Annotated in this window: 13 protein-coding genes; all 13 read right to left on the bottom strand. The window is 72.8% G+C overall.

Translation table 11 applies throughout. From position 1 onward, the window contains the following. Nucleotides 1–1,638: a F0F1 ATP synthase subunit alpha gene (gene atpA / locus ACI795_RS09900; protein ID WP_457075322.1), complete on the bottom strand. Its 1,638-nt coding sequence runs from the start codon at nucleotides 1,636–1,638 to the stop codon at nucleotides 1–3. 67 nt (nucleotides 1,639–1,705) lie between these two features. Next, nucleotides 1,706–2,536, bottom strand: coding sequence for a F0F1 ATP synthase subunit delta (locus ACI795_RS09895; RefSeq protein ID WP_457075321.1), 831 nt, complete (start codon nucleotides 2,534–2,536; stop codon nucleotides 1,706–1,708). Beyond that, a complete protein-coding gene (locus ACI795_RS09890) occupies nucleotides 2,536–3,078 on the bottom strand; it encodes a F0F1 ATP synthase subunit B (RefSeq protein WP_457075320.1) in 543 nt (180 codons plus the stop codon). The genes ACI795_RS09895 and ACI795_RS09890 overlap by 1 nt, the downstream gene beginning before the upstream one ends. Before the next feature lie 49 nt (nucleotides 3,079–3,127). Beyond that, nucleotides 3,128–3,352, bottom strand: coding sequence for an ATP synthase F0 subunit C (atpE, locus tag ACI795_RS09885; protein ID WP_457075319.1), 225 nt, complete (start codon nucleotides 3,350–3,352; stop codon nucleotides 3,128–3,130). Nucleotides 3,353–3,497: 145 nt separating this feature from the next. Next, nucleotides 3,498–4,325, bottom strand: coding sequence for a F0F1 ATP synthase subunit A (atpB, locus tag ACI795_RS09880; RefSeq protein ID WP_457075318.1), 828 nt, complete (start codon nucleotides 4,323–4,325; stop codon nucleotides 3,498–3,500). Then, on the bottom strand, nucleotides 4,322–4,645 hold the full coding sequence (locus ACI795_RS09875; protein WP_457075317.1) for an AtpZ/AtpI family protein: 324 nt from the start codon (nucleotides 4,643–4,645) through the stop codon (nucleotides 4,322–4,324). The genes atpB and ACI795_RS09875 overlap by 4 nt, the downstream gene beginning before the upstream one ends. A gap of 14 nt (nucleotides 4,646–4,659) precedes the next feature. Further along, complete coding sequence (locus ACI795_RS09870; protein WP_457075316.1) at nucleotides 4,660–5,145, bottom strand: hypothetical protein; 486 nt, start codon at nucleotides 5,143–5,145, stop codon at nucleotides 4,660–4,662. Further along, on the bottom strand, nucleotides 5,142–6,392 hold the full coding sequence (locus tag ACI795_RS09865; RefSeq protein WP_457075315.1) for a glycosyltransferase family 4 protein: 1,251 nt from the start codon (nucleotides 6,390–6,392) through the stop codon (nucleotides 5,142–5,144). The genes ACI795_RS09870 and ACI795_RS09865 overlap by 4 nt, the downstream gene beginning before the upstream one ends. A gap of 187 nt (nucleotides 6,393–6,579) precedes the next feature. After that, the gene (locus ACI795_RS09860; RefSeq protein WP_457075314.1) at nucleotides 6,580–7,221 is read right to left on the bottom strand and encodes an L-threonylcarbamoyladenylate synthase; all 642 of its coding nucleotides are present in this window, start codon (nucleotides 7,219–7,221) and stop codon (nucleotides 6,580–6,582) included. A gap of 52 nt (nucleotides 7,222–7,273) precedes the next feature. Beyond that, nucleotides 7,274–8,122: a peptide chain release factor N(5)-glutamine methyltransferase gene (gene prmC, locus ACI795_RS09855; protein WP_457075416.1), complete on the bottom strand. Its 849-nt coding sequence runs from the start codon at nucleotides 8,120–8,122 to the stop codon at nucleotides 7,274–7,276. Nucleotides 8,123–8,136: 14 nt separating this feature from the next. After that, the gene (gene prfA / locus ACI795_RS09850; protein ID WP_457075313.1) at nucleotides 8,137–9,213 is read right to left on the bottom strand and encodes a peptide chain release factor 1; all 1,077 of its coding nucleotides are present in this window, start codon (nucleotides 9,211–9,213) and stop codon (nucleotides 8,137–8,139) included. A gap of 115 nt (nucleotides 9,214–9,328) precedes the next feature. Then, complete coding sequence (gene rpmE / locus ACI795_RS09845) at nucleotides 9,329–9,553, bottom strand: 50S ribosomal protein L31 (protein WP_457075312.1); 225 nt, start codon at nucleotides 9,551–9,553, stop codon at nucleotides 9,329–9,331. A 101-nt stretch (nucleotides 9,554–9,654) separates the two neighbouring features. Beyond that, nucleotides 9,655–11,868, bottom strand: a complete 2,214-nt coding sequence (rho, locus tag ACI795_RS09840; protein ID WP_457075311.1) for a transcription termination factor Rho — start codon at nucleotides 11,866–11,868, stop codon at nucleotides 9,655–9,657. Nucleotides 11,869–12,128 lie beyond the last annotated feature (260 nt).

The following is a 12,128-nucleotide window of genomic DNA, read 5'->3' as shown; positions in this document are numbered from 1 at the left end:
TCAGGAGCTCCGCTTGACCCGGACGGTCTCCTGGCCGCGCTCGCTGGCGTCCATGGACTCGACCTCGGGCTCGTTGACCTGCAGCGACTCACCCTCACCGGTGGTGAACTGCCCGTAGAAGGCCTCCACCGCCCGCTCAAGGCTGCTCACCGTGTCGTCGCTGAGCACCTTGCTGTTGCGGATGTCGTCGAAGACGGTGTTGTCGCCCCGGGAGATGAAGTCCAGAAACTCCGACTCGAACCGCCGGACGTCGCTGACCGGGACCCGGTCCAGCTTGCCGGTGGTGCCCAGCCACAGCGAGACGACCTCGCGCTCCACCGGGTACGGGGAGTACTGCCCCTGCTTGAGCAGCTCGACCAGCCGCTGACCGCGGTCCAGGGTGGCCCGGCTGGAGGCGTCCAGGTCCGAGGAGAAGGAGGAGAACGCCTCCAGCTCACGGAACTGGGCCAGGTCCAGGCGGAGCCGGCCGGCGACGGACTTCATCGCCTTGATCTGCGCCGAACCACCGACCCGGGACACCGAGATGCCCACGTTGATCGCCGGGCGGACACCGGAGTTGAACAGACCGGTCTCGAGGAAGATCTGCCCGTCGGTGATCGAGATGACGTTGGTCGGGATGTACGCCGAGACGTCGTTGCCCTTGGTCTCGATGAGCGGCAGCCCGGTCATCGACCCAGCACCCAGCTCGTCGGAGAGCTTCGCGCAGCGCTCCAGCAGGCGGGAGTGCAAGTAGAAGACGTCGCCGGGGTAGGCCTCGCGGCCCGGCGGGCGGCGCAGCAGCAGCGACACCGCGCGGTAGGCCTCCGCCTGCTTGGACAGGTCGTCGAAGACGATCAGGACGTGCTTGCCCTCGTACATCCAGTGCTGGCCGATGGCCGAGCCGGTGTAGGGGGCGATGTACTTGAAGCCGGCGGCCTCGGAGGCCGGGGCGGCGACGATGGTCGTGTACTCCATCGCGCCGGCGTCCTCGAGCGCGGCGCGGGTGGCCGCGATCGTGGAGCCCTTCTGGCCGACCGCGACGTAGATGCAGCGGACCTGCTGCTTCGGGTCGCCGGTCGCCCAGGCCTGCTTCTGGTTGATGATCGTGTCCAGCGCAATGGCGGACTTGCCGGTCTGCCGGTCACCGATGATCAGCTGGCGCTGGCCCCGGCCGATCGGCGTCATGGCGTCGATGGCCTTGATGCCGGTCTGCATCGGCTCGTGCACCGACTGGCGCTGGACCACCGTGGGCGCCTGCAGCTCGAGGGCGCGGCGGGAGGTGGTCTCGATCGGGCCGGCGCCGTCGATGGCGTTGCCCAGCGGGTCGACGACCCGGCCGAGGTAGCCGTCACCGACGGGCACGGAGAGGACCTCACCGGTCCGGCGGACCGTCTGGCCCTCCTCGATGCCGGCGAAGTCACCGAGGATGACGACACCGACCTCGCGCACGTCGAGGTTCAGGGCCAGGCCACGCACGCCGCCCTCGAACTCGAGCAGCTCGTTGGTCATGACCGAGGGCAGGCCCTCGACCCGGGCGATGCCATCGCCGGACTCGGTGACGACCCCGACCTCTTCCCGGGAGACGTCCGGGGTGTAGTCGGAGACGTAGTTCTGGATGGCACTGCGGATCTCGTCCGCGGAGATCGTCAGCTCGGCCATGGCTCTCGCGTCCTCTTCTGCTGGTGTCTGTGGGTGGTGGGCGGGCCGGGTGGGCGGCGGTCGGCGGTCAGCCGGCCAGCCGCCGGCCGGCGGCCTCGAGTCGATGGGCGATGCTGCCGTCGATGACCTCGTCGTCGACGCGGATCACCAGCCCACCGAGCACCGCCGGGTCGATCTGGACCTGCAACCCCATGGTGCGCCCGTAGACCCGCTCGAGGGCGGTGATCAGCCGCCGCTGCTGCGCCTCGGTGAGCGGCACGGCGCTGATCACCGAGGCGACCGACCGGCCCCGCCGGTGGGCAGCGACGGTGGACAGCCGCTCGATCTCGTTCTCCGCGTTGAAGACGTGCGAGCTGGTCAGCGAGTTCCGCAGCAGCCGCTCCGTCACCGGGCTGACCTTCCCGGCCAGCAGCCGGTCCAGCAGCTCCAGCTTCCCCGCGCGGGGTGCCGAGCGGTCACCGAGGATCCGGGCGAGCTGCGGGTCCGCGGCCACGATGCGGCCGAACCGGAACAGGTCGTCCTCGACCCCGTCGAGCTCCCCGCGTGCGTCGGCCGCGTCGAGCGCGGCCTCCGTCGCCAGGGTCTCGGTCGCCTCGACCAGGTCCAGCGGCCGGGACCACCGCTGCCGGGCCACCGCCTCGACGACGTCGAGGGCCGTGGCACCGATCTGGGCGCCCAGCAGCCGACGAGCCAGGCCGGCCCGGTCGTCCGGGCGGACGGCCGGGTCGGACAGGGCACGCCGCAGCGTGACCTGGCCATCGAGCAGGTGCGCCACGGCGAACAGCTCGTCGGCGAGCGACAGCAGGGACTCACCGCGGGTGCGGCTGCGCGCCCCCGCGGTGTGCTGCTCCAGCTGTGCCCGGGAGGCCTGCAGGGCGGCCCGACTCGCGGCGTGCATCAGCGAGCGCCCCCGGAGCGGGCGGTCATGCCGTCCAGGTCGTCGAGGAACCGGTCGACCGTGCCGCTGCGGCGCGCGTCGTCGGCGAGGGACTCCCCGACGACCCGGCCGGCCAGGTCGACGGCGAGCGTGCCGATCTGGCCGCGCAGCTCGGTGACCACCTGCTGGCGAGAGGCAGCGAGCTGCTCCTCGCCGCGGGCGACGATCCGCGCGGACTCCTCCTGGGCCTGGGCCCGGAGCTCCTCGATGATGCGCTGCCCCTCGGCGCGCGCGGCATCGCGGATCTGCGCCGCCTCGGTGCGGGCCTCGGCCAGCTGGGCGCGGTACTGCTCCAGCGCCGCCTTGGCCTCGGCCTGCATCGCCTCGGCCCGCTCGATCCCGCCCTCGATCGCCTCGCGGCGGGCCTGGAAGACCTGCTCGAAGCGGGGGGCGACGAACTTGAACATCACGAACAGGAGGATCAGGAAGGCGATCGTCCCGATGATGATCTCGCCCAACGGCGGGATGAGCGGGTTGCTGCTCTCGGCAGCCAGGATGCTCATGCTCACAACGTCCCTGTCTGGAGTGGGTACCTGGACTGACCCGAACGGATCAGTTGTAGACGAGGGGGGCGACGAAGCCGATCAGGGCCAGCGCCTCGGCGAGCGCGAAGCCGAGGAAGGCGTAGGTACGGGTCAGGCCGGCGGACTCGGGCTGCCGGGCGGTGGCCTGGATGTAGGCGGCCCAGACCAGACCGACACCGATGCCGGGGCCGATCGTGGCGATGCCGTAGCCGACCGAGCCGATGTTGCCGTCGATCTCAGCGAGCAGGTCCATCATCGCGGGGTGTTCCTCCTGTGTCGTCGCCCGGCGGAGGTCCGTCGGGCGGCTGGCGGGGTCGTGCGGGTGGTGCGGTCTGGCAGATCGTCGCAGGTCGGCCCGCCGTCGGGACGGGGACCCCGGCGATCAGGGGGTGCCGAGGTCAGTGCGCGGCCTCGACCGAGCCGTTGAGGTAGGTGCCCATCAGCATCGTGAAGACGTAGGCCTGAAGGAAGATCACCAGCAGCTCGAAGAAGGTCATCACGATCGCCATCAGCGCCGAGATGGGACCGAAGACGAAGGTCCAGTTGCCCACCGTGAACAGGTAGGTGGCGCCCAGGGCGAAGGTCACCAGCAGCAGGTGGCCGGCGAAGAGGTTGGCGAAGAGCCGGACCGCCAACGTGAACGGCCGCACGATGAAGTTCTGCAGCAGCTCGAGCGGGGTGATCAGGATGTAGGCCACCTTCGGCACGCCCGGCAGGAAGGCGATGTCCCGGAAGTAGGGCCCGATGCCCTGGTTCTTGATGCCGACCACGATGTAGACGACCCAGCAGATCAGCGCCAGCACCAGCGGGAAGGCGAACCGCGACATCGGCGAGATCTGCGCCAACGGGATGATCGCCATCATGTTGTTCGCCAGGATGAAGAAGAACAGCGAGGCGAGGAACGGCGCGAACGGCAGCCCCTTGGGGCCGACCACGTCGCGGGCGATGCCGTCGCGGACGAACGAGTAGCCGCTCTCCCCGATCCACTGGAGCTTCCCCGGCACGATCTGCGGGTTGCGCACCGCCGCCACCAGGAGGGCGATGATCGCCGCGGTCGCGATCCAGAGGATCAGCGTGATGCGGGTGATCTCGAACTCGACGCCGAGGATCGAGAACTGGAAGAGCGCCTCGGGGGTGAACTCACCGAGGCCGGGGGGCGTGAAGCCGCCACCGGGGTCGCTCTCCACAGCGAGCACGTCGCCGAGCGCGTGGGCGCTGGAGGTCACCGTCGTCCCTTCTGCGTCCTGGGCTGGCTCCGTCGTCCGCCCGAGGTGGTACCGGTGCGCTGCCCGGGGACCGGGTCGAGCGCGCCGTACTTCTTGACCACAACGTAGATGGCCGCACTCACACCGAGGACCACGCCCACCGGCAGGAGGAAGACAGTCCCCAGCCACCGGTCGAGCAGCCACCCGACCCCGCCCCACACGATCATCCCGGAGATCAGCGTCCCGGTGACCGACCAGCCGATGTCAGCCCCGCTGGGCTGACGAGGCTGGCTCGTGGGTCGCGGTCGGGCTTCCCCGCGAACGGGCAGGTCCTCGGCCATCGCGACGGACACTATCAGCCGCGTGTCGTGGCCTGTCCGGGTCCGCCGCCCGCCCCACCTGCGGCCCCACCCGGAGGTGGGGGCGGCGGCACGTAGAACAGCTGCCGGGTCCACACCCACCGCAGCTGCACGACGCTCCACAGCAGGGCCCCGGCGATCACCGTCCAGGCCATCACCCGGCGGTCCGGCCAGCCGTCCTCCGGCAGCCCCGTCAGCAAGGGGAAGAGCAGGACGGCCTTGAGGCCGAAGGTGCCCAGCGCGGCCGGCAGCGTCCAGGTGTCGTCTACCCGCCCGGCCCACCCGACCACGGCCCCGGAGACGCAGAAGAAGAAGCTGACCACCGCGCTGCCGAGCAGCACGGCCAGGGCATCGGCCCAGCTCAGCGCGATGCCGACGACCAGGGCGGCCACCGCGGCGAGCGCGGTGGTGGCCAGCACGCCGACCCTCAGGAAGGACAGGTCCCACGGCACGGCCGCCCGGTCCGGAGACGAGCCGGTCACCGCCGGACCCCTGCCGGGTGCGGCGCCTCGGGCTGCGCCGGGACGACGTCGGCCGCTCCTCTCACCCGCGCTGCGCGGGCCGCGGGGTGGGCCGTCCGGCTGCGCTCGCGCATCGCGGCGAGCTCGGCCTGGCGGGCGGCGATCGCGGCCCGCCGGGCGCGCGGGCTCAGGACGACGACGACCCCCACGACGAGCAGCGCGCCGATCACCACGAGCACCTCGACGGTGCCGCCGGTGATGGACAGCGCCACGGCGCCGAAGCTGAGCAGCGCGGCCCAGAAGTACATGATCAGCACCGCCCGGCGGTGGGAGTGCCCGATCGACAGCAGCCGGTGGTGCAGGTGCATCTTGTCCGGCGCGAACGGTGACCGGCCGCGCATGCTGCGCCGCACGACCGCCATGACCAGGTCCATGAACGGGATGAACAGCACCGCGACCGGCACCAGCAGCGGGAGGGTCAGCGGCAGCAGGTTCGCCGCCGAGCCCAGGGTCTGCGAGTCGGTCTGCCCGGTGGCCGAGACGGCGGCCGCGGAGAGCATCAGCCCGACCAGCATCGAGCCGGAGTCGCCCATGAAGATCCGCGCCGGGCTGAAGTTGTGCGGCAGGAAGCCCAGGCACGCGCCGGCCAGCACGGCGGTGATCAGCGCCGGAGCACTGGAGACGTCGTCGTAGCCGATGTAGCCCAGGTGGTAGCTGTAGGCGAAGAAGGCCAGCGCCGCGATCGCCGAGACACCCGCGGCCAGGCCGTCGAGGCCGTCGATGAAGTTCAGCGCGTTGACCGTGAGCACCGTCAGCAGGACGGTGGCCGGCACCCCGACGTCCGGACCGAGCGACAGGGTGCCGATGTCGGCGACCGGCAGGAACACGTAGGCCAGCTGCACCCCCAGGAGCACCATCACCCCGGCCGCGGCGATCTGGCCGGTGAGCTTGGTGAGCGCGTCGAGCCCGAACCGGTCGTCGAGCACCCCGAGCAGGCAGATCAACCCACCGGCGACCAGCACGGCCACCGTCTGGGAGCTGAACTCGAAGCTGCGCTGCAACGAGGGCAGCTGCGAGGCGACCAGCACGCCGGCGGCCACTCCCAGGTACATCGCCACTCCCCCGCCCCGGGGCGTGGGGATGACGTGCACGTCGCGGTCACGGACCGCCGCCATCACCCGGAAGCGGACCGCCGCCACCCGCACCACCGGGGTGGCCAGGTACGTGACCAGCCCGGCGACGAGCAGGACGACGGCGTACTCGCGCATGCGGTCAGTGCGCCGTCGAGCGCGTACCGGACGGACGGGTCATCGCGAGGCACTCCAGAACGGGGGGACGGTGTCACGTCGGCACCCGCGGCTCAGGGTGCGACGCTCCACGGTATCCCGCGCTCGCTGCCCCGCCCTGGCAGATGGCTGTGAACTGCGCGCCTCAGGCCCCGGCCGCCGTCCCCCATCAGTCGGTGAGCTCCGGCACGACCTCCCGCAGCCGCGCGACGTCGATGGCGCCGTGGCGCAGCACCCGCGGGGTCGGGGCGGTGCAGTCGACGATCGTGCTCGCCGCGCTCCCGTTCCGCGGCCCGGCGTCGAGCACGACCGCGGCGTGCTCACCCAGCTGGGCGATCGCCTCCTCCGCCGTGGTCGCCGCGGGCCGGCCGGACCGGTTGGCGCTGGAGACCGCCAGCGGGCCGGTGCGCCGCAGCAGGTCGCGGGCCACGTCGTCGTCGGGCAGGCGGACCGCCACCGTGCCCTCCGCATCGCCGAGGTCCCACGCCAACGAGGGCGCATGCTCGACCACCAGGGTCAGCCCGCCCGGCCAGAAGGCCTCCGCCAGGGCGTGCGCCACCGGCGGGACGGTCATGACGAGGCCGGCCAGCGTGGACGCCTCCCCGATCAGCACCGGTGTGGGCATGCTGCGGCCGCGGTTCTTGGCGGCGAGCAACCGGGTGACGGCTGCGGGGGTGAAGGCGTCGGCGGCGACGCCGTACACCGTGTCGGTGGGCACGAGGACGAGGTCGCCGCGCGAGACGGCGACCGCCGCGGCGGTCAGGCCCTGCTCTCGCCGGTCGGGGTCACTGCAGTCGAAGACGTCGGGCACGAGTGCGCAGTCTGCTCCACGCCGTCCCGCGTGCCGAGCACAGGTGTCCCGGTCAGCCCGTCGTCGCCCGCCGAGCCGTGGTGTACCGGGGGCGGCCGGCGAGGTCGGGGTGGTCGGCCACGTCCGTCCAGGCGCCGTGCGCACGGACCAGCGCCGGCAGTGCGGCCCCCTGCTGGTCGGCGTGCTCGATGCCCAGCCACCCGCCCGGCCGCAGCAGCCGGGCGGCGGTGTCCAGCAGGCCACGGACGACGTCCAGGCCGTCCGGTCCGCCCCACAGCGCCAGCGGCGGGTCGTGGTCGGCGACCTCCCGGGGCAGCCCGGCACCGTCGGGGACGTAGGGCGGGTTGGAGACGACCACGTCGACCGTGCCGTCGAGCTCGGCGAGCAGCTGCGGGTCGGTCATGTCGCCGGCGCGCACGTCGACCGGGGTGTCGCCGGCGGCAGCCCGGGCGCGGGCGTTGTGCCGGGTCCACTCGATGGCCCCGGCGTCCCGCTCGACGGCGACCACCCGGGCACCGGGGTGCTCGTGCGCGACCGACAGCGCGATCGCCCCGGAACCCGTGCCCAGGTCCACGACGAGCGGTGCGTGCTGCCCGGCGAGGCGGTCGAGCACCCAGCCGGCGATGAGCTCGGTCTCCGGGCGGGGCACGAAGACCCCGGGCCCGACGGCCAGCTCGACGTGCCGGAAGGGCGCGGTGCCGGTGAGGTGCTGCAGCGGCACCCGGTCGGCGCGCAGCTCCACCCACCCGGTGAACCGCTCGGCGTCCGCCGCGGGCACGTCGCCGGTGGTGAGCAGGCCGGCGCGGGACGTGCCCAGGACGGCGGCGAGCAGCAGCTCGGCGTCCACCCGGGGCGACTCCACCCCGGCCTCGGCGAGCCGGCGCGCGGCGTCGGCGAGCAGGGTGCGGGCGGCGGTCAGGAGCCGGCCGCCAGCAGCTCGGCGGTGTGCGCCGCGGTCAACGCGTCGATCACCGGGTCCAGCTCGCCGTCCAGCACCTGGTCGAGGTTGTGCGCCTTGAAGCCCACCCGGTGGTCGGAGATCCGGTTCTCCGGGAAGTTGTAGGTGCGCACCCGCTCGCTGCGGTCGACGGTGCGCACCTGGCTCCGGCGGGCGTCGCTGGCTACCGCGGCGGCCTCCTCGCGGGCGGCGGCGAGCAACCGGGAGCGCAGCACGCGCAGCGCGGACTCCCGGTTCTGCAGCTGGCTCTTCTCGTTCTGCGAGCTGACCACGATGCCGCTGGGCAGGTGGGTGATCCGCACCGCGGAGTCGGTGGTGTTCACGCTCTGCCCGCCGGGGCCGGAGGACCGGAAGACGTCGATCCGCAGGTCGCCCGGGTCGACGCTGACGTCGACCTCCTCGGCCTCGGGCAGCACGAGCACACCGACCGCGGAGGTGTGGATCCGCCCCTGGGACTCGGTCACCGGCACCCGCTGGACCCGGTGCACGCCGCCCTCGAACTTCAACCGCGACCACACCGCCTCCGGGCCCCGGGCCTTGATCGCCACCGCGACGTCCTTGTAGCCGCCCAGCTCGGCGTCCACCGCGTCGAGCACCTCGGTGGCCCAGCCCCGTCGCTCGGCGTAGCGGAGGTACATCCGCAGCAGGTCCCCGGCGAACAACGCCGACTCCGCGCCGCCCTCCCCCGCCTTGATCTCGAGGATGACGTCCTTGTCGTCGTCGGGGTCCTTGGGCAGCAGCTGCTCGGTGAGCTGCTGGGTCAGCTCGGCGATGCGGGTCTGCAGGCTCTCGGCCTCGGCGGCGAAGGACGCGTCCTCGGCGGCCAGCTCCCGGGCGGCGGACAGGTCGTCGCGGGCGGCGTCCAGCGCGCGGGCGGTCTCGACCACCGGGGCCAGCTGGGCGTACCGGCGACCCAGCCGCCGGGCCCGTGCGGTGTCGGCGTGCACCGCCGGGTCGGCGAGCTCCAGCTCGAGCTCGGCGTGCTCGCTGAGCAGCCCGGCCAGCCGGTCGCTGCCGGTGTCACTGCTGCTCACGCGCACGCTCCTGCGAGGAGGGCAGAAATGGCCATTCCTGCCCGGGCTTGGTCCGGACATGACGACGGCGCCCGCCCCGCCCCGGTGGAGGGCGGCGCGGGCGCCGTCGGTGGTGCTACTTCTCGGCGCCGGTGGTGCGCTTGCCGAACCGCTTCTCGAAGCGGGCGACGCGGCCACCGGTGTCCAGGATGCGCTGCTTGCCCGTGTAGAAGGGGTGGCAGGCGGAGCAGGTCTCGACGGTCAGCTGACCGCCGGGCACCGTGCTGCGGGTGGTGAACGTGTTGCCACAGCCGCACGTCACGGTGGTGACGTCGTACTGCGGGTGGATGTCGGCCTTCATGCCGTGCACCCTCTCTCTGGTCTCGGGATCCGGTGGTTCGTTCGCTGCCCGGGCCGGGCGGAGCCCCGGCAGCGCAGGCTCGACTGGCCAGTGTACGGGGGCTATTCCTTGTCGCCGACGCCGAGCGTCGTCTTCTGCACCTGCATGAGGAACTCGACGTTGTTGCGGGTCTTCCGCATCCGGTCGAGCAGCAGCTCCAGCGCCTGCTGGGGCTCCAGCGCCGACAGCACGCGGCGCAGCTTGATGACGATCGCCAGCTCGTCGGGCGAGAGGAGGATCTCCTCCTTGCGCGTGCCCGAGGCGTTGACGTCGACGGCCGGGAAGACCCGCTTGTCCGCCAGCCGGCGGTCGAGCTTGATCTCCGCGTTCCCGGTGCCCTTGAACTCCTCGAAGATGACCGTGTCCATCGTGGAGCCGGTCTCGACCAGCGCCGAGGCGATGATCGTCAGCGAGCCGCCGTTCTCGATGTTGCGGGCGGCGCCGAGGAAGCGCTTGGGCGGGTACAGCGCCGTGGAGTCGACGCCACCGGAGAGGATGCGCCCGCTGGCGGGGGCCGCCAGGTTGTAGGCGCGGCCCAGCCGGGTGATCGAGTCCAGCAGGACGACGACGTCGTGGCCCATCTCGACCAGGCGCTTGGCCCGCTCGATGGAGAGCTCTGCGACGGTGGTGTGGTCCGCCGGCGGCCGGTCGAAGGTCGAGGCGATGACCTCACCCTTCACCGACCGCTGCATGTCGGTGACCTCCTCGGGCCGCTCGTCGACCAGGACGACCATGAGGTGGCACTCGGGGTTGTTGGTGGTGATCGCGTTGGCGATCGACTGCAGCACCATCGTCTTGCCGGCCTTCGGCGGGCTGACGATCAGCGCCCGCTGCCCCTTGCCGATCGGCATGACCAGGTCCATCACGCGGGTGGTCATCAGGTGCGGCTCGGTCTCCAGCCGCAGGCGGTCCTGCGGGTAGAGCGGGGTGAGCTTGGTGAAGTCCGGCCGGTTGCGGGCCTGCTCGGGGTCCATGCCGTTGACCGAGTCGAGCCGGACCAGCGCGTTGTACTTGTCCTTGCGCTCGCCCTCGCGCGGCTGGCGGACGGCGCCGGTGATCGCGTCACCGCGGCGCAGGCCGTACCGGCGCACCTGGGACAGCGACACGTAGACGTCGTTCGGACCGGTCAGGTAGCCCGACGTGCGGACGAACGCGTAGTTGTCCAGCACGTCCAGGATGCCGGCGACCGGGAGCAGGACGTCGTCCTCGCTGACGGTGGGCTCCCCCTGGTCGAACCGGTCGCGCCCGCCGGCCTGGCCGCCACGGCGGTTGCGGTCGCGGTAGCGCCGGCCGCGGCGACGGCCGCTGCCCTCGAAGTCGTCGTCGTCCTCGTCGTTCCGGACGTCGTTGCGCGGGTCGTTGCGGTCGGTGCGCTCGTTGCCCCGGCCGCCGTCCCGCTGCTCGGCGCGGTCGTTGCGGTTGCGGCCGTTGCGGTTGCCCCGCTCGTCGCGGCCGCTCCCGTCGCGGTCGTTCTCGCGGTCGTTGCGGTTGCGGCCGCCACGCTCGCTGCGGTCCTCGCCGTCGCGGCCCCCCTCGGTACGGGCGGCGCGGTCCTCACGGGGACCACGGTCACCGCGCTCCTCCCGGGGCGCCCGCTCCTCGCGGTTGCCGCGGTCCTCGCGGGGCGCCTCGGTGTCCCGGTCACCACGGTTGCGGTCGCGGTTGCGGCTGGGGCGGTCCCGCTGCGGGCGCTCACCCTCGGTGCGCACCTCGGCCGGCGCGGTCTCCGCAGCCGGGGCGCTCTCCGCAGCCGGGGCGTCGGTGGAACGGGCGTCGACTGCCGGGGCGTCAGCGGTGCCCGCCTCCGGGGCGTCGGTGGTGCCGGCGGCCGGCGCACCGGCCGGTCGGCTCGCCGCGCGGCGACGACGGCCGCTCGGGGTCGTCTCGGCCGGGTCGGCGTCGGCGGTGGTGACCGGGCCGCCGTTGGCGCCGCCGCTCACGGGCGCCTCGAGCGGCGCCGCCGAGGTGGCGGCCCCACCGTCGGCGCGAGGCGCCGGCACGGCCGGGGACTCGGTGGGCTCGCTCTGCGCCGCGGACGACGACCCCGGCGCACTCACCTGGCGCTCGGAGATGGCGGCGACCAGGTCGCTCTTGCGCATCTTCGCGGTGCCGGGAATGCCCAGCTCGCCGGCCAGGCGCTGCAGCTCGGGGAGCAGCATGCCGGACAGCCCGCTGCCGCGGCGGCGGGAACGGGGAGCCGTTCCGGAACCGGCGGCTGCCTCGTCGGACGGGGCGGCGTCGCGCGCGCCGTCGATGAGGTCGGTGGTCTCACTCACGTACAGGTCCTTCCCTGCGGTGGCCTGCGCCTACCAGCGCAGGAGGTGACCCGGTCCCGGGGACGGCTGGAGCCCGGGGGCTCGTGGCGACCTCGCGGAGGCGCCGGGTCTGTGGATGCGGGCCGAGGATCGAGGAGACGATCACCGTGAGAGGGTCGTCCGTCTGCAACGTCCCGCGTGAGGCTCGCCCTGGGGCGGCTACGTCGTCAGCCTAGATGCTGGCTGACATGCGCCACAACACCCGCTGTCACCAGTGTGTT

This window comes from Modestobacter sp. SYSU DS0290, assembly GCF_054050955.1.
This window is presented reverse-complemented; position numbering and strand designations above follow the sequence as displayed.

What these genes read in the sequence shown, in the direction of transcription:
- atpA (WP_457075322.1), bottom strand. Translation starts at nt 1,638, where the DNA reads ATGGCCGAGCTGACGATCTCCGCGGACGAGATCCGCAGTGCCATCCAG.
- ACI795_RS09895 (WP_457075321.1), bottom strand. Translation starts at nt 2,536, where the DNA reads ATGCACGCCGCGAGTCGGGCCGCCCTGCAGGCCTCCCGGGCACAGCTG.
- ACI795_RS09890 (WP_457075320.1), bottom strand. Translation starts at nt 3,078, where the DNA reads ATGAGCATCCTGGCTGCCGAGAGCAGCAACCCGCTCATCCCGCCGTTG.
- atpE (WP_457075319.1), bottom strand. Translation starts at nt 3,352, where the DNA reads ATGGACCTGCTCGCTGAGATCGACGGCAACATCGGCTCGGTCGGCTAC.
- ACI795_RS09875 (WP_457075317.1), bottom strand. Translation starts at nt 4,645, where the DNA reads ATGGCCGAGGACCTGCCCGTTCGCGGGGAAGCCCGACCGCGACCCACG.
- ACI795_RS09865 (WP_457075315.1), bottom strand. Translation starts at nt 6,392, where the DNA reads ATGCGCGAGTACGCCGTCGTCCTGCTCGTCGCCGGGCTGGTCACGTAC.
- rpmE (WP_457075312.1), bottom strand. Translation starts at nt 9,553, where the DNA reads ATGAAGGCCGACATCCACCCGCAGTACGACGTCACCACCGTGACGTGC.